The organism is Gammaproteobacteria bacterium (genome assembly GCA_024235095.1).
Taxonomy (GTDB): Bacteria; Pseudomonadota; Gammaproteobacteria; order Competibacterales; family Competibacteraceae; genus UBA2383.
This window is the reverse complement of the sequence record JACKNC010000001.1, coordinates 2618670-2640877: the sequence shown is the minus strand read 5'-3', so window position 1 is coordinate 2640877 and position 22208 is coordinate 2618670. Positions and strand designations below refer to the sequence as shown.

The window sequence follows — 22208 nt, the reverse complement described above, 5'->3', positions numbered from 1 at the left end:
ATGGCGCCTTATGTTGATTGATTCCCATTGCCATCTGGATCGACTTGATCTGACCCGGTTCGGCGGCAATCTGACAGGAGTACTGGAAGCCGCACTGGCCAATGGCGTCACTCGCCTGTTGAGCGTGGCCACTGATCTGGAAAGCTGGCCCGCGCTGGCGCGGTTGACCGAACCTTATCCGCAAATCGCCTTGTCCGTAGGGGTACACCCCAGCGAAGAGAGTCGCCGAGCGCCGACTGTGGCGGAATTGGCGACATTAAGTTGTAAAGAGCGGGTCGTCGCCATCGGCGAAACCGGCCTGGATTACTACCATGGTCACGAGAGTAAACAGCGTCAGCAGGAATGGTTTTGCATCCATATCGCTGCCGCGCGCGAGCTGGGTAAGCCATTAATCGTCCATACCCGTGACGCCCGCGAAGATACCTTGCGCATTCTGGCCGATGAAGGCGCAGCCGAAGTAGGCGGGGTGTTGCACTGCTTTACCGAAGACTGGGACATGGCGGCGCGGGCGCTGGAATTGAACTTCTATGTCTCCTTCTCCGGCATCGTCACCTTCAAAAACGCCAAACCGATTCAGGACGCGGCGCGACGGATGCCGGCTGACCGGATCCTGGTGGAAACTGATTCGCCTTATCTTGCGCCGGTTCCGCACCGAGGCAAGCCCAACCACCCGGCCTGGGTTCGGCATGTTGCGCAATTCATAGCGGACCTGCGGGGTGAATCGCTGGAACAGGTGGCGGCCATGACGACCGCCAACTACAGCCGGCTGTTCGGCGTCGACGTGGGGTATGCATGAATCACGCAGCAATGCGCGATCGGGTGCGCCGCTGCCTGCGTTCCACGCATCAGGTGGAAACCTTTGCTGGCGACCACGCCGTTGCCGGCACAGCGCGTGAGGAACGGACGTTGATGCCGGCGGCGGTGCTGGCGCCTCTGGTCGAACGCGCCGAAGGCTATACGGTGCTATTGACCCAGCGCACCGACCATCTTGAGCATCATGCGGGACAAATCAGTTTTCCCGGTGGTCGGACCGAGGCGGAAGACACCAGTCCGGTGGAAACGGCCTTGCGCGAAGCCGAGGAAGAAATTGGCTTGCATCGTCGGCATATCGTCGAGATTGCCGGATTTCTCGATCTGTATCAAACGGTGACCGGCTTTTTGATTACGCCGGTCGTCGGATTCGTAACGCCGCCCTTCGAACTGACCCTGGATGCCTTCGAGGTTGCGGAGGCTTTTGAGGTGCCGCTGGAGTTCATTCTCGATCCCCGTCATCACGAACGTCACAGCATGCTCTACAAGGGTCAGCAACGGCAGTATTACGTCATTCCTTATGAAAACCGTTTTATCTGGGGCGCGACCGCCGCCATGCTGATCAATTTCGCCCGGCGGCTCACGGGTAATCCTCCATTGCCCTGACGAAGATTTTTCCGCCGTGAAGCGGAGGCAGCGACTGGCCCAGCAAAATTTTTCATTAGGAGCGCTCCACCATGCCCGCCGATACCGCGACGATCGAACTGCCGGCGCCCACTCCCGGTACGCAACACACCCTGCACGTCCACCGCTATGGCGCGCCGGGCGCTCGGCCTAAAGCGTATTTTCAGGCGGCGCTGCACGCGGATGAGATTCCGGGCTTGCTGGTGGCGCAGCGCCTGTTGCGCGAATTGGAACAGGCCCAAACGGAAGGGCGCATCCTCGGCGAAGTCATCGTGGTTCCGGTCGCTAATCCCATTGGACTGAATCAGCATTTGCATGGCCGATTGCTGGGCCGCTTTGATTTTGAAGGCGCGGGTAATTTCAATCGCGGTTTTCCTGATCTGACGCCTGCGGTTCTGGCGCGCGTCCAGGGACGGTTGTCCGCTGATCCAGAAGCTAATGTGGCGTTGATCCGCGAGGCATTGCGAACTGTGCTGGCTGAGCAGTCAGCCCTCCGGGAAACCGAGGCGCTCAAGCGGGCGCTGCTGCGTTTGGCGTTTGACGCTGACTTCGTCTTCGATCTGCATTGCGATGGCGAGGCGTTGCTGCATTTATATGCCTCCTGCTGGCAACGCGAAGAAGCGGTCGCATTAGGCGCGGAACTGGGCGCGGAAGTCGTGTTGCTGGAGGAGAATCCGGGTGGCGAACCGTTCGACGAAGCCTGTGCTGGTCTGTGGTGGAAATTGCGCGAAGCGTTGCCCGCACACGAGGAGGTAATACCACTAGCCTGTTTTGCGACCACAGTTGAATTGCGTGGTCAGGCGGATGTTAATGATGAATACGCGGCGGTTGATGCAGCGGCGTTGCTGCGTTTTCTGCAACGGCGCGGGGTCATTGCCGGCGATCCAGGGCCAATCCCAGCGCCGCGTTGTGAACCGACGCCGCTCGATGGCGTGGATGTATTGACCGCGCCCGCCGCCGGAGTGCTGGTCTATCGCAAACAGTTGGGTGATGCTGTGGCGGCGGGCGAAGTGGTCGCGGAATGGGTCGATCTGCTGGGCAATCCTCCTGGCATGGCGCGGATGCCGATTTGTAGCGCTACTCATGGCCGACTGTTTGCCCGCATAACCGAACGATTGGCGCGACCAGGGCAGAAGATTTGCAAAGTTGCCGGAGCCGAATCGCTAAGTCACCGGCAGGCGGGCAAGTTGCTGGAAGATTGAGAAGTTTTGCAAAAGTTCCCCTCTTCCACAGGAGAGGAGAGTTGTTAATGGCGTTTTCAATGACCACACACCCTGCTCTGCTTGGTAACCATTCAGTCCCCCCCCTTTGGCAAAGGGGGGTGATGGGGAATTTTGGCCCCAGCGACCATGCGAAATCTCCCCCAGCCCCCCTTTTTCAAAGGGGGGAGCAACTGTGTTGAAAACGTCAGGCCCTGCACTCCTCCAGAGGCGGCCAAGGAGTTTTCGCCTTGAGTATGGCATTCAAGATGGTCAACATTTTGCGCATGCAGGCCGTCAACGCCACTTTGGCGGGTTTGCCGGCGGTCCGCAGGCGTGGGTAAAAGGCGTGGATCACCGGATTACAGCGGCTGGCCGTGACTGTAGCCATGGACAACACCGCCCGAACCCCGGCGCGGCCCCCGAAGATCATGCGGCGGCCGCGGCTCTGGCCGGAGTCGCGATTGAACGGGCAGACGCCGACGCGTGCACTGATCTGGCGCCGATCGAGGGTGCCCAGTTCGGGCAAGGCGGCCAGGAGGGTCGCCGAGGTGACGGGGCCAATGCCGGGTACGCTGCGCAGCAGATCGTCCTGTTCGCGCCAGACCGGGCTGGCCCGCAAGCGGCGCTGGAGGTCGCCATCCAGGTCCTTGAGCCGCTGTTCAAGCCAGGCGATGGTCGCTTGAAGGTCGGGTTTGATCCGGGGATGGGCGCAGGCCCGGCGGTTTTTTTCCGTCGTCAACCTCTCCACGATCTGCCGCCGCCGCTGGATCAGCGCGGTCAGTTCCTGAATCTCCGCGTCCTTCCAGGGCCGGGGGTCGGGCTGGATCGCCTGACCGAAGCGGGCCAGCACCGCAGCATCCAGGGCGTCGGTCTTGGCCAGCCGGCCCAGCGCCTTGGCAAAATCGCGGGCTTGGCGCGGGTTGATCACCGCCGCCGGCAGACCGGCGGCCACCCGCGCCGCGACCACCGGCGTCTCCAAGCCGCCAGTGGCTTCCAGGACGATCAACCGGGGCGCCCGCGTGTGCAGCCACGCGGTCAAGGCGTTCAAGCCGTCTTCATCGCGGTGGACCCGCAGACGTTCGGTGGGGGGCCACGTCGCTACATCCACATGCGCCTTGGCCACATCGATCCCCACCCAGCACTCGGACGGGCCTGGCGATGGGAGCTCCTGGGAAGCCGAAGCCGGGCCGGGGTGCAAGGGCGCCACCGACGCCGCGGGCGACGGTTCCAGTCTCTGGGGACGTTCGGTGTTGAGTGCGGTGTGGACCGCAGTCGCGACAGCGTTCTTCATCATCATGTGTTCCTCATCCCAACCTTGCACGATGCGGGTTTCGACCCCGGCAACTGTCCGGGCTTCAGGTCCACTGGAAAATCAACGTGGCGCTTCAGGCTCCCCCACGGGTTCTATACTCCCAGAGGTGTATCGTGCTACCACGTTCATCCACACTTTAACCAATTTCAAACATACAAGGTGAACGCTTACCTCTGCTTGTTCAGAAGCCTAACGCTTGCATGAAGGAGGCAAATTCGGGTACGAAGAGGAAGTCGCCCATCGCCTGATCGCGGCCATAACCATTCGCCAGCCGGTTCAACCAGAAATCCATCCCACCCTGGTCTGGTTCCCGCTGGAAGAAGGTGAAATACAGATTGGTGATGAATTCTCCATCCGTGGTGTTTCTTGCCAAATATTCATCGCTAAAGAAAAAGAAGTTGGCCATTTGCCGGAATACAGGCTTGACATCTTCCCCTTGCGCCTGTTTCTCGGCAATGAGCGCTTGCCAAAAAGCCAGTCCATCCGGTTCAGGGCTACGGCGTAAAATGGACTCGTAGTAGTGCGTGATCAGGGTAGTGGCGGGATCCGTGGCCCCTACTTCGACCGCGCCGATGTCCACGATGCTATTCACGATGCGCGGGCCATAGCCGCGCTGGTCGGTGATGAGCGCTTCGGGTACGAGCAGGTTATCGCCCGCGTCAATCGCCGGGCTACCTGCGACCGGAAGATGGGTCTGGGTCGGGCCACCATTGTCCGCGAGAGGGCCAATCGCCGTGCTGGCTGGGCCAGGGAGAATAAGATCGCTGTTGATGGGATTAGCGTTCGCCAACCCTGGACTGCCATTCTCGCCGAACAGATTGTGGCCCAGGGACGTGAAGGTGCCATTACGGTAAACTTCTTTACCATTGCTCGCCGTGTTGCCAGCGATCAAGTTATTGCCAAGCGTTAAGGAACCACTGTAGTTCACAATACCACCGCCGCTGTTCACAGCCGAATTATCGGACAGCGTACTGTTGGTGACGGTCAGGAGAGCTTCGTTGTTTGCAATACCACCGCCACTGTCTGTTGCCGAATTACCGGACAGTGTGCTGTTGATGACGGTCAGGGGCGCTGCATAATTACTAATACCACCGGCAAACACGCCTGCCGAATTACCGGATAGGGTGCTGTTACTGATCGCCAAGGTCGTCGTATTGTTCGAAATACCACCGCCGCCCTTCATAGCCGAATTGCCGGACAGCGTGCTGTTGCTAATGGTGAAGATCAGGTTGGCGTTAAAGTCCTCACTATAGCTACTAATGCCGCCGCCATAGACCCCCGCCGAATTGCCGGACAGTGTGCTATTGCTGATCACCAAACTCCCGTTGGTGTTTGTAATACCCCCACCGTCGTTCGCTGCTGAATTACCAGACAGCGTGCTATTGATAATGGTCGTCAAGTTGGCGTTCAAGTTTTCGCTCCAGCTACTGACGCCGCCTCCCCAAGCGCCTGCCGAATTGCCAGACAGCGTACTGTCACTCACTGTCAGGGTCCCTTTGGTATTCACAATACCACCGCCGTCGTTTATAGCCGAATTGTTGGCTAGCGTACTGTGGGTGATCGTTAAAATGCCGTCGTTAGCAATACCTCCACCCCAGGCAGCCGAATTACTGGACAATACACTGTTGTCCACATTCAGCGTTCCTGTACCGGTGTTGTAAATAGCGCCCCCATTGCCCTCATTCCAGGCACTGGACTGAATCGTGCTGTTGCTGAGAGTCAGCGTTCCGTGGTTATCAATCCCACCATTCTGAAGTTGCAGACCCGAGAGCGTAGCGGTCACGCCACTGTTGATCGTGAAAATCCGCTGGGCATTGTTGCCATTGATGACCAAGCTTTCCCCAGGCCCTTGAATATCAAGATTGTCGGTAATGATGAAGCCGCCACTGGTTTGCAGGGCACCGTTGATGCCGGCTTGAAATATGACGGTATCATCAGTGGTTGTGGCGTTATTGGCGTCAATGATGGCCTGTCGCAACGAGCCAACACCATTGTCATTGGTATTGGTGACGGTAAAAATTGCTGCGTTTGCAGGTTCATTAACAAATAAAAACAATATCATATAAAAGATTAAGGAAGGCAGTTTCTGACTGTGCATTGTTTGATCTCCAAGGCATGTTGAAATTAGTCTCAGACGAAACAACTTTTATAAATAGTTCACTTAATCGTGGTATTCAAGTGACAATTCCTAATATTTTTATATAACACTGTATTTTTTATTGACAAAAAATCTATCCAACAGACCTTATTTTTATCTAAAAACCATTAGATAAATATTAGATACAAATAAAAGGCGAATCCCAACCAATTGAGTAGACCATAACTACATTTGCAAGACGTAATTATTGGTACAGTTTGCTAGGCGCGGAACTGGGCGCAGAAGTCGTGTTGCTGGAGGAGAATCCAGGTGGCGAACCGTTCGACGAAGCCTGTGCTGACCTGTGGTGGAAACTGCGCGAAGCATTGCCAGCACATGAGGATGTAATACCGCTGGCCTGCTTTGCGACCACGGTTGAATTGCGTGCTTAAGAGGATGTTAATGATAAATATGCGACGGCTGGGCTGATGCAACGGCGTTGCTACGTTTCCTGCAACAGCGCGGCGCCATTACCGGCGATCCCGGCGCTGTCCTGGAACCGTGTTGTGAACTAACGCCGCTCGATGGCGTGGATGCATTGACCACGCCCGTCGCCGGGGTGCTGGTCTATCGCAAACAACAGTTGGGCGATGCTGTGGCGACGGGCGAGTAGCCGGTCATGATTAAGCCAGTTTAAAGAACCCTAACAACCCCTGAAGCTCCACTGCCTGATCGCGTAAGGATTGACAGGCGGCAGACGCTTCCTCGACCAAAGCGGCATTTTGCTGGGTTACTTGTTCCATTTGCAAAACAGCCGTATTGACTTGTTCTATACCAGATGTTTGTTCCTGGCTGGCCACGGTGATTTCGGCGACAATGGCGCCGGCTTTTTTGACCGCAATAACAATTTCCTGAAGGGTGCGACCTGCGCGTTCGACGAACGTGTTTCCATCTTCTACTTTAGCAACACTATCGGTAATCAGGCTTTTAATCTCCTTAGCCGCATCAGCGCTGCGTTGCGCAAGCTTGCGGACTTCAGCAGCCACGACAGCAAAACCGCGACCTTGCTCGCCGGCGCGCGCGGCTTCAACCGCCGCATTCAAGGCCAGCAAGTTAGTCTGAAATGCGATCTCGTCAATCACGCCAATGATGTTGACGATCTTACGGCTGCTGATATAGATAGCGTTCATAGCAGTGACAGCCTGGTCAACCACCTGCCTGCCTTGTTCCGCCTGTGAACGAGCCTCCGCCACCACTTGATTAGCTTGCCCGGCATTGTCAGTGCTTTGTCTCACGGTTGCAAGGAGTTCTTCCATACTCGCAGCGGTTTCTTCCAAGGCGGCCGCTTCTTCCGAAGTTCGCTGGGCCAGATCTTCCTTGCCTTGGTACATTTCGCAACTACCGTTCTCAACGATCTCTGCTGTTTCCTTGATTTTTCTTAGTACTTTTATCAATGCTTCCTGAGTAGTAGCCAGCGATCCCAACAATTGACCTACTTCATCGGTGCTTGTGATATCAATCTTGCTGCCTAGTTGACCTACTGCAATGGCCTTAGCGACCGTTTCGGCCTGCCGTAACGACTTTACGATAGCGCGGACAATACCATAGGCCAGACTTAACGCCAACGATACACAGAATAAAATACCTGCTAAAATTCGATATTTTCTTGCATTCAGCACCGTAACCCGTTGTTGCAGCAATTCCATAAGCGCTGGGCTGGCTATATCGTAGAGGTTGAATCCAGCAACAATAGCGCGGGTGCCAGCGTCAAAAGTTTCACTTGCGCTAAGAGAGGTATCGACCTGTTGTTCACCGTTCACAATATATTGCTCTACAAGAGCAAGAAAATCACGAGTAGACGTAATGAAAGATTCCTGCTGGCTGCTCAAAATCGGTTGAAGCGCTGGATTATATTTGAACGCTTGATCCAGACTGTTCTGTACACCTTCTTGCATGATTTGAGAACGGGCGATTAATTTTGAAAGCTGTGTTCTCTCACGATCGGTCACTTGACCGCGCGCTACAATACCTGCTGATAGTCCCCGCAATTGCCCCATATCCTCGACGACTACGGGTAACCAATTGACGATGCAATCCATCATGAAATAACTATCGGGTTCAGGGTCCAGGATCAGATTGGAATTCACACCAATTTGCAACGTCAGATCAATCAACTGTTTAATCAATGCCGTATGTCGTGCAAAGCTTTCCTTGGCGGGCAAACTGAAAGCGTCAGTATGAAATTTCTGCCATTCCGCCTTAATGCTTTGCCATTGGTCCGTGCTGTTCAGCAGGACGCCATATTTTGCGTCAGCCGCATCTATCAATTCGATATCATTTGTAATTTGGTTCTGTTTAGCAAGAATTTTCTCTCGAAATGAGGCGTCGCCACTTAGATAAGCATTACTCATACCACGGTGCTCAGCCGTATGCTGCAATAATTCACGAACTGCTTGTATGTACTCTACCCCTTGAGTTTCCTTGTGAGTAAACCGAATGGCAATATTCATCTCTGTGGTCAGCAGATAGGCCAGCAAAAAAATAGGGATGCTAAGCAGCAATCCAACAATCATCAATTTTTGCCAGATTTTCATACTCTTAAAGAGATTTACCATGCTAGAAATCCTCAAAGCCTATACAAATTAAACCTATCGATTAGGGCCTGCTTGCGAGCGATGCTTGAGTTATTGCCCGCAAGCAAATTTTGCATAAAGTATTCCATCTATTAGTTTATTTATTAATTATTTTTATATTCAAATAGATAAAATAAAAAAACAAATGACAGCGTGTGCAGTAAGCCAAGATAATGTTTCAATATGAAATGCTGTTCAGGCCATTTATTTCATTTTGAAATATGAACAGTTTATGGCCCGAAAAGGATTCTCATGACACAAGTGAGTCTGATCGAACGGCATCATTGTAAAAATAGACATACGTAAGTTATAAAAAAATAATTGAATTCAGGCGAGTTGATTTGTTTTTTTATTTCCATTATATTGAAAATATCAAATCATAATTCGACTCAATTGTTTCTGGAGCACACCCACCCCATGAGCGCAGCGTGTAAAGTCAACGTCAAAGCAGCAGAAGGCTTGCAACTGGGATTTTTCGAGCGTTATCTGACCCTGTGGGTCGCGCTGTGCATCGTCGCCGGCATCGTCCTTGGGCATTTCCTGCCTGGCCTGTTCCAGGCCATCGGCAGGCTGGAAATCGCTCAGGTCAATCTGCCAGTGGCGGTGCTGATCTGGCTGATGATCATTCCGATGCTGATCAAAATCGACTTTGCCGCATTGCGCGAGGTCGGCCAGTACTGGCGAGGGATCGGCGTCACCCTGTTGATCAACTGGGGCGTCAAGCCGTTCTCGATGGCGCTGCTGGGTTGGCTGTTCATCGGCGGATTGTTCGCGCCGCTGCTACCAGCAGACCAGATCGAATCCTACATCGCCGGATTGATTTTGTTGGCCGCCGCACCTTGCACCGCCATGGTGTTCGTGTGGAGCAATCTGACCCAAGGCGAACCGCATTTCACCTTGACCCAGGTGGCATTGAACGATGTGATCATGGTGTTCGCTTTCGGCCCCATCGTGGCTTTGCTGTTGGGCTTGACTTCGATTATCGTGCCTTGGGAAACGCTGTTTCTATCCGTCGTGCTGTACATCGTGATTCCCCTGATTATCGCTCAGGTGGTGCGCAGCGTCGTGCTGAAGTCGCAGGGCGCAGCCGGATTGGCGCAATTACTGGACATCCTGGGGCCAACTTCGCTGGTCGCGCTGTTGACGACGCTGGTGCTGCTGTTTGGTTTCCAGGGTGAGCAAATCGTGGCGCAGCCGCTGGTGATTCTATTGCTGGCGATTCCGATTCTGCTCCAGGTGTTTCTTAATTCGGGACTGGCCTACTGGCTGAATCGCAAGGTCGGGTCGCCGCATTGCGTAGCGGGACCGTCGGCGCTGATCGGCGCGAGCAACTTCTTCGAATTGGCGGTGGCGGCGGCGATTGCCTTATTCGGCTTCAACTCCGGCGCAGCGTTGGCGACGGTCGTCGGCGTCCTGATCGAAGTGCCGGTTATGTTGCTGGTGGCGAACATCGTCAATCGCAGTCGCGGCTGGTATGAGCAAAAGTTAAATACCCTAGCCACAGAAACCCCTTAAATATCAGGAGAAACGGCATGACCACTCTGGAAATCGAATGGCGTCATCTCGACAAGGACGGACGCACCTGCTTACGCTGTTCGGACACCTTGCAATCCCTGCAACAGGTCGTCGCGCAATTGGCGGCGGAGTGCGCGCCACGCGGCGTCACGGTTGCGTACCGTGAAACAAAGTTGCCGCTCGAACAGTTATCCGAGTCGAATCTAATCCTGTTCAATGACATACCGCTGGAAGCGGTGTTGCCGGACGCTTCTGCATCAGCAAGCGAATGCCAGTCCTGCGGCGATCTGTGCGGCGAGCCCAGCGTTTGCCGCACCGTTTCCGTGGGGGGACACACTTTCGAGGCGATCCCCGCCGCGCTGATCCGGCAAGCCGCCTGCGCTGTAGCTCGATGCTGTTGAGTATGCCCGTCTCATTCAAATTAACCGGGGTCATTCCATGACGACACTCTCTCCTATGCCGGCTAATGCTTGTGGGCGCGCGCTGAGTCGGCTGCGTGCGCGCACGAGAGAGAACCCTACTGAAATGAAATGGCTGGCGGGCATGTTGGCTCTGTTTCTGGCAGCGTTCTTCATGCCAGCGGGTACGACGCGCTTCGATAACGCTGTTCTCGAAGGATTGGCCCTGCTGAAATGGTACGCCCGCGAACATGTGATCCTGTGTCTGATTCCAGCGTTTTTCATTGCCGGGGCGATTGCCGTGTTCATCAGCCAAAGCGCTGTGATGAAATACCTGGGTCCCGCTGCCCGCAAGACGGCTGCCTATGGGGTTGCTTCAGTATCAGGTTCGATTCTAGCGGTCTGTTCCTGCACGGTGCTGCCTCTGTTTGGCGGCATCTACCGGCGCGGCGCGGGACTGGGACCGGCCATTGCCTTTCTCTATTCCGGGCCGGCGATCAATGTGTTGGCCATTGTCCTGACAGCGCGCATATTGGGCATGGAGCTCGGCGTGGCGCGGGCGATTGGCGCCATCGTTTTTGCCTTGGTGATCGGACTGATCATGCACTGGATTTACTACCGCGAGGAGCTGGCGCGAGCGACGGCGTCCAAGGGGTTCACTCTGGATGAACAGGACAGTCGGCCATTGGGCGAGACCACAACTTTTTTCGCCCTGATGATCGCGGTGCTTGTGTTCGCCAATTGGGCGCCGGCCCGCGCTGAAGACAGCGCCGTTTGGCATACGATTTTTGCCTGGAAATGGCCGCTGACCGCCCTGAGCGGAGCCGGTCTGGCAGTCCTGCTGATCGGGCGCTGGCAGTGGGACTGGCGACCGCTGGCGGTGACCGGCGCTGTGGTTGCCGGGCTGGCGGTTTTCGCCCCCCAACACCCAGAACTGGCTTTTACCGCCGGGCTATTGGGCTTGACCCTAACCGTCGCCCTACGTCCAAACGAAGGTGAGGAATGGCTGAGTCAGACCTGGGGATTTGCCAAGTTGATCCTGCCCCTGTTGCTGGCCGGCGTGTTGCTGGCCGGATTTTTGTTAGGCCGACCGGGTCACGAAGGCGTCATTCCTTCAGCGTGGGTCAGTGCGCTGGTTGGCGGCAATTCCCTGCTGGCCAATCTGTTAGCCGCGTTTTTGGGCGCACTCATGTATTTCGCCACGTTGACCGAAATTCCCATCGTTCAGGGTCTGTTGGGCGCAGGCATGGGTAAAGGACCGGCTCTGGCCCTGCTGCTGGCGGGACCGGCGTTGTCCCTGCCAAACATGCTGGTCATCCGCAGCATTCTCGGTACGCAAAAAACCCTGGTTTATTGTGCGCTGGTGGTGGTCATGGCGACCTGCTCCGGCGTGATATTTGGCGTGTTCTATTCATAAACGAGGAGTAAGGTTCATGATGAAATTGCAAATTCTCGGCAAAGGTTGTTCCAAATGCCTCACGCTCGGCGAACATGCGGCGACGGCGGCTCAGGCCCTGGGTCTGGACTATGAGGTGGAGAAGGTCACCGACATGAACGCTATTATCGACGCCGGGGTGATGACCACGCCAGCGCTGGCGGTGAATGGCGAAATCAAGAGCGCCGGCAAAGTGTTATCGGTGGAGGAAATCAAAAAGCTGTTGAGCGCCTGACGATGAACGTCCTGTTTCTTTGCACGGGTAATTCCTGCCGTTCGATCCTGGGCGAGGCCACCTTCAATCATCTGGCCCCGCCGGGCTGGAAAGCGCTGAGCGCCGGGAGTCATCCGACGGGTCAGGTGCATCCACGCTCGCTGGCCTTGCTGGCGCGCGAGGGCATCGTGACCGAGGATTATTACAGCAAGTCCTGGGATAACCTGCCGGTCACGCCGGATATCGTGATTACGGTTTGCACCAGCGCGGCGGGCGAAACTTGCCCGGCGTATCTAGGGCCTGTGCTGCGCACACATTGGGGTGTGGAAGATCCGGCGCATGTGACTGGTACTGATGAGGAGATTAACGCGGCGTTTATGCACGCTTATCGGGTGCTGCGGAACCGTATAGAAGCGTTCCTGGCGTTGCCGCTGACTGAGTTACAGAACGACCGCGCCCGCTTGAAAACGGAGCTGGATCGTATTGGCGCGCTATTGCCTTAGCGATTTTAGGCCGTTTATTGGGCGTTCAAATCAAGATCGGCAGGCGGGCCTGATCCAGGCCCGATGGGCGGCGCTTTCCAAACTCAGGAGCAACCCATGCTATAATGATAGGATATGTTGGTAGTTACATAGCATCAAAGATTCGTTCGCGCCCTCCACCAGTCAAATTGAGTGACCGCTTCCTTATCGCTGGATAGCGCCTCATGCAATTGATTGAAGAAAATGGCGGCATCTGCACTGGCCAATTGAAATTCCCGGCAACCCTGTTGCCCTGTAACAATCAAGGCAATGCCCAGTACGGATGGAGTGGAATCATCCGCAACATTTCCCGCACGCCGCTCTACCAGCTCGACAAGCTTTTGCAAGCGTTGTGGGGCGATCACGATGTTGGTAATTCCATATTCATCGTTGGCATGGAGCAGTTGATGTCGTTTCAACATCTCCAACGCTTCGGGAACTACGCGCACACTGAATAATAAGGAAGGAATCGGCTTATCCTGTATGCCGAGATAGGTCAACTTAACGACCATTCTTTCCATATTGTCGGTAAGATCTTGGTTCATAACACAACCCCATGTGGCTATTGGAGAAAAAATCATTGTTGTAAGAATTAGGCTCAGGAAAAAACTTTTGGCGGCGTACTGAGTCATTTTGATTCGACGCTATCGGTTGAGGCAAGATGGCCGCATAATCGCAAATGCCATTCCATACACTCCCATAAGCAGAAGGCTTTCATCATGGCGAGACCTCCAGTCGATCAGGGCGTTCCTTTTCTGAAAGTCCATCCCATATCTTTAAAGTAAGCCTTAGTGCCTGGCAGATCTTTTAACCCAAAGCCGTCTTTCAAGAGGGCGAGATGGTCATCGACCTCCGCCTGAGTCGCTTTTTTAGCAGGAACTTTGGTCACGACGCCTTTTGGATCTTTGTCGAACCCCCAGTAATGAGTGTCTAGAACTGTGACTCGCTTGTCAGTGACCACGCCGATCGAGAGCATCGCCCGCCATTCTGTGGTTCCCTTGGCCTTTAAGGGAGGATGCCGAAACGGCGCATCGGAAAAGGTAGTACGCCGTTTTGGATCTGCCGTCAGTTCGGTGTCCGTATAATAAAATGGTTGATTGTCGTCCGGCGGTGATGAGGGATCCACGACAAAGCGTGGAGCTCCATAGGGGGCATTGCCAAAAGGTTGATTGCCACGATCCACGGTTTGCACCCAACGCAGTCTCGAACCTTGCAGACCGTCTCGGGTGGCTTGGAATTGAACCTTGGTCTTGGCCGCGTCAAAGGTCATAGTAGTCGATTTAATGGTCCACGGGATGGGAATATACACAATATCCTTGGGTTGTATCAGTTCCGGTCGCTTGCGCAACGCCTTGAGCTTACTGTTTTTCGCGTCATTCCAAACAGTGATCCAATCACTACCTTTATAGCCATAGGCATAGACCAGTTCACTTAAGGTGTCGCCCTTTTTGATCTCAACATCTTCGTAATACATAGTCGTCCTCCTTCTGGGATCATCATTGAGAAAATAAAAAGTGGTATGTTGACTTCTTGCCAGCATTGACCATGCCAAAACTATAATAAATTGTTTTATAATAAAAAATTAATAAAAATGGGAGTTTAAAACTTGATTATCAGTAAGCATTCGATAGCAGTTCGTTGTAGATGGCTCAAAGTGGATGGCTCAAAGTGGAGATCGATTTAACCAAAACAGCCCATTGTGACCGCCGTACTAACCCTTCTGGATCTTCCTTATGACTGACCCTAAACATGACTCCGTCACCCGCACTCTCAGCGCCGACCTCCCGGAACGTAAGAAACCCGGTTTATTCGAGGTATTGAATCGCCCAATTCGCTTTCCTTCCTTCCGCAAGGATAAGACATTCGGGGAGTCCCTCGAGTCCGCAGAGCCGAAACCGGAGCGCTTTGCCCGATTGCGCGACCGGTTGCGGCGCACCCGCCAGGGATTGGTCTCCGGTTTGTCGGGCCTGTTCAAGGGGCGGAAACTGGACGATGAGGCGCTGGAAGAACTAGAAAGCCGCCTGCTGCTGGCGGATGTAGGTGTGGACGTCACAAACCACCTGATTCGGCAGCTGACCGAGCGGGTTTCACGCCAGCAATTAAGCGATGTGACCGCATTGCTCCAGGCCCTGCGCGACGAACTGTTGGCGATCCTCACACCTTGTCAGCAACCCTGGCGACCCAGTGAATCCCGTCCCTACGTGATTCTCATGGTTGGGGTGAACGGCGTTGGCAAAACCACGACGATTGGTAAACTGGCGCAATGGCTGCAAACTGAGGGACATTCGGTGCTGCTGGCCGCCGGCGACACTTTCCGCGCCGCTGCCGTTGAACAATTGCAGGTCTGGGGCGAGCGCAACCACATTCCCGTGATCGCCCAGAAAAGCGGAGCCGACGCCGCCTCGGTGATCTATGACGCGATTCAGGCCGCCAAAGCCCGTGAAGTCGACGTAGTGATTGCCGACACCGCTGGTCGCCTGCACACCCAATCGAATCTGATGGAGGAACTGAAAAAGATTAAACGGGTCATGGGTAAAGTCGATCCCACTGCGCCGCATGAGGCGCTGTTGGTCGTGGATGCCAGCACCGGCCAGAACGCCTTAAATCAAGCTGTGCAGTTTCATGAAGCGGTCGGCGTAACCGGCCTGATCCTGACCAAGCTCGACGGCACAGCAAAGGGCGGGATTGTGTTTGCCATCGCCCGCCGGCTGGGTCTGCCGATTCGCTTCATCGGCGTGGGCGAAAGCATCGAAGATTTACGTATGTTTGACGCTGCCGAGTTCGTCGCCGCTCTGCTGGATGAGGAAGCGGGCTACTGAACCACGGTTTGGCGAACGGAACCTCTCCCAAATTTGGCACTCTAAGGGCGTGAGTGCTAAAATAGTGCTTAATCAAGTGAATCAACGGGAGGAATGAATGACGATGACGACGACTGCGCTGGTTCCCCGTATTGAAAATCTGCCGGCACCGGTCGGCAACCTGGAGAGCTACATCCAGGTGGTCAACCGGATGCCGATGCTCAGCGCCGAAGAAGAGCAGGAACTAGCCCAGCGTTTGCGGCTGCGCCACGATCTGGAAGCAGCGCAACGCCTGATCGTGGCCCATCTGCGCTTCGTGGTGCATATTGCCCGTGGTTATCTCGGCTACGGCTTGCCGCTGGCCGATCTGGTTCAGGAAGGCAACATTGGTCTGATGAAAGCCGTCAAACGTTTCGACCCGGCCTACGGCGTGCGGCTGGTCTCGTTCGCGGTTCACTGGATTCGGGCGGAAATTCATGAATTCATCCTGCGCAACTGGCGAATCGTCAAGGTCGCCACCACCAAAGCGCAGCGCAAACTGTTCTTCAAGCTGCGCGGCTCAAAAAAACGCCTGGGCTGGCTCAACCACGAGGAAGTCAACACCGTCGCGCGGGAGCTTGGCGTCAGCGCCGAGAACGTCCTGGAAATGGAATCGCGACTCAATGGCCATGATGTATCGTTCGACCCTTTCCCGGAAGCCGATGGCAACGACGATGTGGAGAATTTCGCACCCGCCGCCTATTTGCGTGACGAACAGGCTAATCCAGCGGAAGCGCTGGAGCGCGACGACTGGGATGAACGGGCGGTCAGTCAACTGGGCGAAGCGCTGGAGCGGCTGGACCCGCGCAGCCGAGACATCATGCAACGTCGCTGGCTGAGCGATGCTAAACCGACTTTGCACCAGTTGGCGGCTGAATATAAGGTTTCCGCTGAACGCATCCGGCAATTGGAAAACAGCGCTATGAAGAAATTGCGCGCGGCTTTGCCCGCGCCGGCCTGAAGTCGATGAGATAACCAGAACGCCCGCTTTGACAGCGGGGGTTTTTTATGTTCGGAACTTTCGATCCTGGGTAGGCGCATCAGGTTAAAGCGGACCCCATTGTCAAGACAAAAACCGTTGAAATTTAAGTTAAGGTTTCCAACCCTTTTAAGGTCGTCATTTAGGCGGCCTTCTCAGTCAATCAGGCTAAAAAGCCGGGTCGCAATCGAGTCGTCATTGTGAACCACTACCCTTGATTCTCTGACTTGCGCCCACGTCCAACATTCCCTGCTCAACAATAAAATCAATGACCTGATCCAGTCCCTGCTGGGTTTTCAAATTGGTGAACACAAACGGTCGCTCACCGCGCATCTGCAGCGCGTCGCGCTCCATCACTTCCAGCGACGCGCCCACATGGGGGGCAAGGTCAATTTTGTTGATCACCAGCAAATCGGAACGGGTGATGCCGGGGCCGCCCTTACGCGGAATCTTGTCACCCGCAGCTACGTCAATCACGTAGATCGTCAGGTCGGACAGTTCCGGACTGAACGTAGCGCTGAGGTTATCGCCGCCGGACTCCACTAGCACCAGGTCCAGATCAGGAAAACGCTCGCATAATTGTTCGACCGCCGCCAGGTTCATCGAGGCGTCCTCACGAATCGCCGTATGCGGACAACCGCCGGTTTCCACACCAACAATCCGCTCCGGCTCCAATGCCTGGGCGCGGGTCAAGAACTGCGCGTCTTCGTAGGTGTAGATGTCGTTCGTCACGACAGCGATTTGATAGTAACTACGCAGCGTCTTGCACAGCGCTTCGACCAGGGCGGTTTTGCCAGAACCCACCGGGCCGCCGACGCCAACACGCAGGGGTTGCTTATTCATATACAGCGCCTCTTTCTCAATTCATCCTGACAAATACGCCCATGCCGACATCGTCGAGATTGAATACTTTTTGTTGACCATACTCAACCAATACATTACGGATCTGGCGCTTCATAAAACCGGCTTCAAGGTTTGGGAAATCCAACAACCGCCGGGCAACTTCCAGTATTTCTATGCGTTTCCCAGTTTCAACATTCATCAGGGAATGCAGACCATCAGTGGCCACGGCCACCTCTGGGAAAGTTGTCAAAGAGAAGCTGAACACGATGGGCGCATCAAAAGCGGCCTGACGAACAGTTGCCCCCCCCTCGCCGAATTCATGGATACTTTGCGCCATCTGCGCGTTGCCAACAGCTTCGCGATACAAGGCGCACCGATTGGCATCCAGCAGATAGCTCAAATAGAAGGGGGCATTTTCAGCATACTCGATCTGGATTGCTCGGACCGATCCATCCGCTTGCCGGGTCGCAATGCAGCCATCCCCATAAAGATGGACGTGTATGCTCTCTCCGTCGCACCAGGCGATGAGCAACGTAGCGTCGAGTACCGCCGTATCGACGCCCAAATCCTGGACCTGGTGGGCAGCGCGGCGGATGATGCGCCGTCCCAGCGACCAGTGCCGGACGGTTCTCTCTGCCAAGTCGTAACCTTTCAAGGCGAAACGCGGCAACAAACGACGCGCGGTCAAAACCAGCAACCGCGCGCCCAGGTCGCTGTCCGGAGCGGCGGAGCAGCCATCGGCTAAAATCACATAAGGCAAAGGTTGCCAACCTTGACCCACATAATCCTCGCAAAACAAATGCAGCTTGCCGATGGTGTAGTACGAATCCAAGGCAATCATCATGATGAAAAAATCCCTGTGGTCGCGGCGGGTTGGTATTAATTTAATCCCATGAGTTGCAAAAAGAAACGATTACAGTGGAATTTTACCTGCCTGAATAACTGCTATTATGCCAAACAAGGTCTTTCACCCGGAGATTCCCACCGTCATGAGCGAATTATTGATTCCCGGCGAACTCATCACCCACCTGCGCGCCGCCCAACGCATCACCGTGTTGACGGGCGCGGGCATTTCCGCAGAGAGCGGCGTTCCCACTTTCCGCGAGGCTCAAACCGGGCTGTGGGCGCGCTATAATCCCGAGGAACTGGCCACGCCCGAAGCCTTCCAGCATGATCCCAAGCTGGTCTGGGAATGGTATGCCTGGCGGCAGGATCGGGTGCGCCAAGCTGAGCCGAATGCCGGTCATTTGGCGCTGGTCGATATGGAGCGCCACATTGCTGAATTCACCTTGATTACCCAGAATGTGGACGGCCTGCATCGGCGGGCCGGCAGTCATCAGGTATTGGAACTGCACGGCAATCTGTTCCGCGCCAAGTGTTTTAACGAAGATCGTCCCGTAGAAAGCTGGCCGGACAGCGACGACATTCCGCCGCGTTGTCCCCGTTGCGGAGGACTGCTGCGACCGGACGTGGTCTGGTTTGGGGAGAGTTTACCGGAAGCAGCGCTGCGGGCCGCAGAACAAGCCGCCGCCCATGCGGACCTCTTTTTCAGCATCGGCACCTCGGCGCTGGTCTATCCTGCCGCCAATCTGCCGTTAGCCGCCTTGAAAGCCGGCGCAACCGTGGTGGAAATCAATCCACAGCCGACGCCACTGAGTTCTTATGTGACGTTCAGTCTGAATGGAGCCTCCGGCGTCATCCTGCCCATGCTGGTCGCGCAGACTTGGGGAAAACAGCGAATCCATAATCTATAACAAAATGATCTCCATGCATATCTTTCCCTCTCCGCCCAATCGCTTGACCCTGGCCAGCGGCGACGCGCTCGCCTACCATCGCAGTCTGGGCGCTGTGCCCGGTATCCTCTTTCTAGGCGGCTTCACTTCGGACATGACCGGTATTAAAGCCACGACGCTGGAACGCTGGTGCCAAGGCCGAGGCCAGGCGTTTGTACGCTTCGACTACACCGGTCATGGCGCTTCCAGCGGCTCCTTCGCCAACGGCACGATTGGCCGTTGGACCCATGAAGCCTTGACCGTGCTGGATCAATTGACCGAAGGTCCACAAATCCTGGTAGGTTCCTCAATGGGGGCCTGGATCATGCTGTTGGCGGCGATGGAGCGGCCCGAACGCATCGCTGGATTATTGGGCCTGGCCTGCGCGGCGGATTTCACCGAATACCTGTTGTGGGAGCGCCTGGATGAACCGCTACGCGAACGCTTGCGGTGCGAACGAGTAATTAGTTTACCCTCGCCCTATGGCGAACCTTACATTATCGCTATGCGCCTGATCGAGGAAGCAGCCCAGCATCGGCTGCTGAATCGAACCGAACTGCCGGTCTCTTGCCCGGTGCGCCTGATTCATGGCATGGGCGACGCCGATGCGCCGTGGCGCACCAGTCTACAAATCGCGGAGAAATTGACCAGTTCCGATGTACGGCTGATTCTGGTCAAGGATGGAGAGCATACCCTGTCGCGGGAACCGGACTTAAGGCTACTCACGCGCACTCTGGGAGAAATGCTGGAATGATCCTCTCATCGGGAACCGGATTGACCACCTAAAACTTTTGCCACTTTGGGGCGATGAACCAAGTCCAGGATAATCAAACCATGCTTGCCATCCAGGAAATGCCGCTGTTTCCGCTGAATGCCGTGCTGTTTCCCGGCGGCGTTTTGCCCTTGCGGATTTTCGAGACGCGCTATCTGGACATGGTGAGCGCCTGTCTGCGCGCCGATGCCGGGTTTGGCGTTGTCACCATCCATCAAGGCAATGAAGCGGGTGCTCAACCGGTCAGTATTCATCCGGTTGGCGCTTTGGCGCGCATCGTCGATTTTGACCCACTGGATGATGGGTTGCTCGGCATTACCTGCCTCGGCGTGCAACGCTTTCGCATAGTGGGCCATCGCGTGCAACCCGATCAACTGTTGCTGGGCCAGATTCGATGGCTGCCGGATGACCCGCAGCAATCGCTTCTATCCGCGCACGAACCACTGGTTCGCGTCTTGCGCGATTTGCTGGAAAGCGAGGCGTTGGTCTCCCATAAGCGGTTCCTGATTCCGAATTGGGAGGATGCCGCGTGGGTGGGCAACCGATTGGCGGAATTGTTGCCGTTGCCGCTGCAAATCCGCCAGGGCTTGCTGGAGATGACCAATCCTCGGCAACGGCTGGACATTCTACTGGGCATTTTCCAGGAACAGCGCACCGCCTGAAATTCGTCGTGTTGACTGTTATATTATCCTCATAGCCTTCCCAAAAACTCGAACCCAGGCCAGGAAGACATCATGCCAGAAGAACTCAACCTGACTCCAGCAGCCGATGCCGCCCCCCATCGACCCAGCTTGTTACGACGGCTGTTTCGTCTCAGGGATGTTGGCTTTTACCTGATGATTGCGCTGGCCTGGTTCGGCGCTGCCTATACCGATATCGATGCGCAAGGCAGTCGCTGGTACTGGTATGGCCTGATTCCGGTCTTTGGGTTAATTTGCATCATTACCCAATGGCCGCATGTCGAATCGACTATCAAGGCCCACACCCTGCTGATTTTACGGCAGATCCTGCATTGGGGAGGCTTGCTGCTTTTGATGCAACTGGTTTTTGTCGCCACCGCCGAAGGCTTCATGGATACTCTTGACGACCGTCAGGCAAGCTTCCTGCTGATGCTCACCGTCACCTTGACAACCTTTCTGGCCGGCATCTATTTCAACTGGCGATTATGCATCGTTGCTCTTTTTCTCGGCATTGGAGCGGTCTTTATGGTGCTCATGCAGAACATCGCCCCGATGCTGATCTATACCGGCATCACAGCGATTGCTGCTTACCTGCTCTGGAGTTGGTGGCACAGCCATTGGCAAGCACGCCGCGCTGATCAGTCCGAAACTTGAAGAGTGGATATTCATATCTGCATCGATCGAGAACCTCAAAGCTCGTGTGCGGTTAATGCCAAGCTCTCGTAGTCTCCTGTCACCGAAAATTTTTGTTGATCCCTGCATTTATTTTAAGAAGGTGTTTATGAAGAAATCAATTCTAACTCTGGGTCTGATCGCCAGTCTGGCGGTCTGGACTCCAGTCCAGGCGACTGAACCCGCCGTGGCCTCAGCCTATGCTAACCCGGTCAAGGAACTCCCGTTTCCCGGCGGAAAAGAATGGCCGACTGCAACCGAACGGGAAAAAATGGCCTATCTGCTGGGCATCCTGAATATGGCGATGGTCGAATATCAGTTGACCGGCCCAAATCCCAAGCATCGCACGACCGTCGCAAAGCTGGTTGAGTCCCTGGACGGCATGACGCTGCGGCAGATTATGAAAACCGTAGATGCTTATTACCAGGCCAACCCCGATCAGCAACAGCGCCCCATCTTTGAAGTGATCTGGTTTGAAATGGTCGAACCCAAGATTGCCTCCTCCAGGATGAAATGAGGATCAGGTTAATGAAAAAAATAGCTTATCTACTAGCGGTCCCCGCATTTGCCCTCAGCGTGGGCTGCACCAATATGACGCCTACTGAACAGAGCACTCTGAGCGGCGCAACCATGGGCGCAGCAGGCGGCGCTATCATCAGCGGATTGACCGGCGGCGATGCTGGAGTCGGCGCCATTATCGGCGGCGCGGCTGGCGCGGTAGCCGGCAATATCTATGGCCGCAACAAGGAAGAGGAACGGCGGCAACAGCGGCGCAACCGCTATTGATGTTAATGCGAATCTCCCCTTCCTGGGTATGAGGAAGGGGTGTATGTTGATTACAGGACAAAGCCGTGTGCTCAGCGAACACTGAGGTACTGCAACATTTGGCGTGGAGCGAGCTCGATACTCGAC

25 protein-coding genes are annotated in these 22208 nt (G+C 55.2%); 18 read left to right on the top strand and 7 right to left on the bottom strand.

Going from position 1 to position 22208, the window contains the following annotated elements:
- Window positions 1–10: 10 nt before the first annotated feature.
- The 3 genes from H6973_11685 (at window position 11) to H6973_11675 (ending at window position 2636) form a co-directional block, all read left to right on the top strand.
- Window positions 11–796, top strand: coding sequence for a TatD family hydrolase (locus H6973_11685; protein MCP5126258.1), 786 nt, complete (start codon window positions 11–13; stop codon window positions 794–796).
- An 11-nt stretch (window positions 797–807) separates the two neighbouring features.
- On the top strand, window positions 808–1416 hold the full coding sequence (locus tag H6973_11680) for a CoA pyrophosphatase (GenBank protein ID MCP5126257.1): 609 nt from the start codon (window positions 808–810) through the stop codon (window positions 1414–1416).
- Between the two features lie 71 nt (window positions 1417–1487).
- Window positions 1488–2636 (top strand): succinylglutamate desuccinylase/aspartoacylase family protein, encoded by a 1149-nt coding sequence (locus H6973_11675; GenBank protein ID MCP5126256.1) that lies wholly within the window; start codon window positions 1488–1490, stop codon window positions 2634–2636.
- 205 nt (window positions 2637–2841) lie between these two features.
- Here H6973_11675 and H6973_11670 read toward each other — a convergent pair whose 3' ends face one another.
- Together H6973_11670 and H6973_11665 are read right to left on the bottom strand one after the other, a co-directional pair.
- Window positions 2842–3771: an IS110 family transposase gene (locus H6973_11670; protein MCP5126255.1), complete on the bottom strand. Its 930-nt coding sequence runs from the start codon at window positions 3769–3771 to the stop codon at window positions 2842–2844.
- Window positions 3772–4129: 358 nt separating this feature from the next.
- The gene (locus H6973_11665; protein ID MCP5126254.1) at window positions 4130–6046 is read right to left on the bottom strand and encodes a DUF4214 domain-containing protein; all 1917 of its coding nucleotides are present in this window, start codon (window positions 6044–6046) and stop codon (window positions 4130–4132) included.
- Between the two features lie 257 nt (window positions 6047–6303).
- Between H6973_11665 and H6973_11660 the strand changes: the two genes are divergently transcribed.
- Both H6973_11660 and H6973_11655 read left to right on the top strand, forming a co-directional pair.
- Window positions 6304–6477: a hypothetical protein gene (locus H6973_11660; protein MCP5126253.1), complete on the top strand. Its 174-nt coding sequence runs from the start codon at window positions 6304–6306 to the stop codon at window positions 6475–6477.
- Window positions 6478–6524: 47 nt separating this feature from the next.
- Window positions 6525–6698: a hypothetical protein gene (locus H6973_11655; GenBank protein ID MCP5126252.1), complete on the top strand. Its 174-nt coding sequence runs from the start codon at window positions 6525–6527 to the stop codon at window positions 6696–6698.
- A gap of 10 nt (window positions 6699–6708) precedes the next feature.
- Here the strand turns inward: H6973_11655 and H6973_11650 are convergent, their stop codons facing one another.
- The gene (locus tag H6973_11650) at window positions 6709–8640 is read right to left on the bottom strand and encodes a nitrate- and nitrite sensing domain-containing protein (GenBank protein MCP5126251.1); all 1932 of its coding nucleotides are present in this window, start codon (window positions 8638–8640) and stop codon (window positions 6709–6711) included.
- A gap of 483 nt (window positions 8641–9123) precedes the next feature.
- Here H6973_11650 and arsB point away from each other — a divergent pair, with 483 nt between their 5' ends.
- The 5 genes from arsB to H6973_11625 are packed head-to-tail and all read left to right on the top strand — an operon-like array spanning window position 9124 to window position 12723.
- Window positions 9124–10173 carry an ACR3 family arsenite efflux transporter gene (gene arsB / locus H6973_11645; protein ID MCP5126250.1) on the top strand — a complete coding sequence of 350 codons (1050 nt, stop codon included), beginning with the start codon at window positions 9124–9126 and terminating at the stop codon, window positions 10171–10173.
- A 17-nt stretch (window positions 10174–10190) separates the two neighbouring features.
- Window positions 10191–10574 carry a DUF2703 domain-containing protein gene (locus H6973_11640; GenBank protein ID MCP5126249.1) on the top strand — a complete coding sequence of 128 codons (384 nt, stop codon included), beginning with the start codon at window positions 10191–10193 and terminating at the stop codon, window positions 10572–10574.
- A gap of 55 nt (window positions 10575–10629) precedes the next feature.
- A complete protein-coding gene (locus tag H6973_11635; protein ID MCP5126248.1) occupies window positions 10630–11988 on the top strand; it encodes a permease in 1359 nt (452 codons plus the stop codon).
- Window positions 11989–12007: 19 nt separating this feature from the next.
- The gene (locus H6973_11630) at window positions 12008–12241 is read left to right on the top strand and encodes a TM0996/MTH895 family glutaredoxin-like protein (GenBank protein ID MCP5126247.1); all 234 of its coding nucleotides are present in this window, start codon (window positions 12008–12010) and stop codon (window positions 12239–12241) included.
- Between the two features lie 2 nt (window positions 12242–12243).
- Window positions 12244–12723 carry an arsenate reductase ArsC gene (locus H6973_11625; protein MCP5126246.1) on the top strand — a complete coding sequence of 160 codons (480 nt, stop codon included), beginning with the start codon at window positions 12244–12246 and terminating at the stop codon, window positions 12721–12723.
- Between the two features lie 134 nt (window positions 12724–12857).
- Here H6973_11625 and H6973_11620 read toward each other — a convergent pair whose 3' ends face one another.
- Together H6973_11620 and H6973_11615 are read right to left on the bottom strand one after the other, a co-directional pair.
- A complete protein-coding gene (locus H6973_11620) occupies window positions 12858–13373 on the bottom strand; it encodes a hypothetical protein (GenBank protein ID MCP5126245.1) in 516 nt (171 codons plus the stop codon).
- Window positions 13374–13480: 107 nt separating this feature from the next.
- Complete coding sequence (locus H6973_11615; protein ID MCP5126244.1) at window positions 13481–14215, bottom strand: hypothetical protein; 735 nt, start codon at window positions 14213–14215, stop codon at window positions 13481–13483.
- Window positions 14216–14474: 259 nt separating this feature from the next.
- Here H6973_11615 and ftsY point away from each other — a divergent pair, with 259 nt between their 5' ends.
- Window positions 14475–15560, top strand: coding sequence for a signal recognition particle-docking protein FtsY (ftsY, locus tag H6973_11610; GenBank protein ID MCP5126243.1), 1086 nt, complete (start codon window positions 14475–14477; stop codon window positions 15558–15560).
- A 97-nt stretch (window positions 15561–15657) separates the two neighbouring features.
- Complete coding sequence (gene rpoH / locus H6973_11605) at window positions 15658–16539, top strand: RNA polymerase sigma factor RpoH (GenBank protein MCP5126242.1); 882 nt, start codon at window positions 15658–15660, stop codon at window positions 16537–16539.
- A 213-nt stretch (window positions 16540–16752) separates the two neighbouring features.
- On the opposite strand, the gene ureG is transcribed toward rpoH, so the two are convergent.
- Both ureG and H6973_11595 read right to left on the bottom strand, forming a co-directional pair.
- Window positions 16753–17400: an urease accessory protein UreG gene (gene ureG, locus H6973_11600; protein ID MCP5126241.1), complete on the bottom strand. Its 648-nt coding sequence runs from the start codon at window positions 17398–17400 to the stop codon at window positions 16753–16755.
- A gap of 16 nt (window positions 17401–17416) precedes the next feature.
- Entirely contained in the window at window positions 17417–18244 is an 828-nt protein-coding gene (locus H6973_11595; protein MCP5126240.1) for a protein phosphatase 2C domain-containing protein, read from the bottom strand.
- Between the two features lie 145 nt (window positions 18245–18389).
- Here H6973_11595 and H6973_11590 point away from each other — a divergent pair, with 145 nt between their 5' ends.
- From H6973_11590 to H6973_11565, 6 genes are all read left to right on the top strand, one after another.
- On the top strand, window positions 18390–19154 hold the full coding sequence (locus tag H6973_11590) for an NAD-dependent deacylase (GenBank protein ID MCP5126239.1): 765 nt from the start codon (window positions 18390–18392) through the stop codon (window positions 19152–19154).
- A gap of 13 nt (window positions 19155–19167) precedes the next feature.
- Window positions 19168–19926, top strand: coding sequence for an alpha/beta hydrolase (locus H6973_11585; GenBank protein ID MCP5126238.1), 759 nt, complete (start codon window positions 19168–19170; stop codon window positions 19924–19926).
- An 89-nt stretch (window positions 19927–20015) separates the two neighbouring features.
- Window positions 20016–20606 (top strand): LON peptidase substrate-binding domain-containing protein, encoded by a 591-nt coding sequence (locus H6973_11580; GenBank protein MCP5126237.1) that lies wholly within the window; start codon window positions 20016–20018, stop codon window positions 20604–20606.
- A gap of 72 nt (window positions 20607–20678) precedes the next feature.
- A complete protein-coding gene (locus H6973_11575; protein MCP5126236.1) occupies window positions 20679–21278 on the top strand; it encodes a hypothetical protein in 600 nt (199 codons plus the stop codon).
- A gap of 127 nt (window positions 21279–21405) precedes the next feature.
- Complete coding sequence (locus H6973_11570; GenBank protein ID MCP5126235.1) at window positions 21406–21813, top strand: hypothetical protein; 408 nt, start codon at window positions 21406–21408, stop codon at window positions 21811–21813.
- 11 nt (window positions 21814–21824) lie between these two features.
- A complete protein-coding gene (locus tag H6973_11565; protein ID MCP5126234.1) occupies window positions 21825–22082 on the top strand; it encodes a hypothetical protein in 258 nt (85 codons plus the stop codon).
- Window positions 22083–22208: the final 126 nt, after the last annotated feature.

What these genes read in the sequence shown, in the direction of transcription:
- H6973_11620 (MCP5126245.1), bottom strand. Translation starts at nt 13,373, where the DNA reads ATGACTCAGTACGCCGCCAAAAGTTTTTTCCTGAGCCTAATTCTTACA.
- H6973_11615 (MCP5126244.1), bottom strand. Translation starts at nt 14,215, where the DNA reads ATGTATTACGAAGATGTTGAGATCAAAAAGGGCGACACCTTAAGTGAA.
- H6973_11625 (MCP5126246.1), top strand. Translation starts at nt 12,244, where the DNA reads ATGAACGTCCTGTTTCTTTGCACGGGTAATTCCTGCCGTTCGATCCTG.
- H6973_11595 (MCP5126240.1), bottom strand. Translation starts at nt 18,244, where the DNA reads ATGATGATTGCCTTGGATTCGTACTACACCATCGGCAAGCTGCATTTG.
- H6973_11565 (MCP5126234.1), top strand. Translation starts at nt 21,825, where the DNA reads ATGAAAAAAATAGCTTATCTACTAGCGGTCCCCGCATTTGCCCTCAGC.
- H6973_11630 (MCP5126247.1), top strand. Translation starts at nt 12,008, where the DNA reads ATGAAATTGCAAATTCTCGGCAAAGGTTGTTCCAAATGCCTCACGCTC.
- H6973_11635 (MCP5126248.1), top strand. Translation starts at nt 10,630, where the DNA reads ATGCCGGCTAATGCTTGTGGGCGCGCGCTGAGTCGGCTGCGTGCGCGC.
- H6973_11685 (MCP5126258.1), top strand. Translation starts at nt 11, where the DNA reads ATGTTGATTGATTCCCATTGCCATCTGGATCGACTTGATCTGACCCGG.
- H6973_11575 (MCP5126236.1), top strand. Translation starts at nt 20,679, where the DNA reads ATGCCAGAAGAACTCAACCTGACTCCAGCAGCCGATGCCGCCCCCCAT.
- ureG (MCP5126241.1), bottom strand. Translation starts at nt 17,400, where the DNA reads ATGAATAAGCAACCCCTGCGTGTTGGCGTCGGCGGCCCGGTGGGTTCT.
- ftsY (MCP5126243.1), top strand. Translation starts at nt 14,475, where the DNA reads ATGACTGACCCTAAACATGACTCCGTCACCCGCACTCTCAGCGCCGAC.
- H6973_11640 (MCP5126249.1), top strand. Translation starts at nt 10,191, where the DNA reads ATGACCACTCTGGAAATCGAATGGCGTCATCTCGACAAGGACGGACGC.
- rpoH (MCP5126242.1), top strand. Translation starts at nt 15,658, where the DNA reads ATGACGATGACGACGACTGCGCTGGTTCCCCGTATTGAAAATCTGCCG.
- H6973_11680 (MCP5126257.1), top strand. Translation starts at nt 808, where the DNA reads ATGCGCGATCGGGTGCGCCGCTGCCTGCGTTCCACGCATCAGGTGGAA.
- H6973_11665 (MCP5126254.1), bottom strand. Translation starts at nt 6,046, where the DNA reads ATGCACAGTCAGAAACTGCCTTCCTTAATCTTTTATATGATATTGTTT.
- H6973_11590 (MCP5126239.1), top strand. Translation starts at nt 18,390, where the DNA reads ATGAGCGAATTATTGATTCCCGGCGAACTCATCACCCACCTGCGCGCC.
- H6973_11585 (MCP5126238.1), top strand. Translation starts at nt 19,168, where the DNA reads ATGCATATCTTTCCCTCTCCGCCCAATCGCTTGACCCTGGCCAGCGGC.
- H6973_11570 (MCP5126235.1), top strand. Translation starts at nt 21,406, where the DNA reads ATGAAGAAATCAATTCTAACTCTGGGTCTGATCGCCAGTCTGGCGGTC.
- H6973_11650 (MCP5126251.1), bottom strand. Translation starts at nt 8,640, where the DNA reads ATGGTAAATCTCTTTAAGAGTATGAAAATCTGGCAAAAATTGATGATT.
- H6973_11675 (MCP5126256.1), top strand. Translation starts at nt 1,488, where the DNA reads ATGCCCGCCGATACCGCGACGATCGAACTGCCGGCGCCCACTCCCGGT.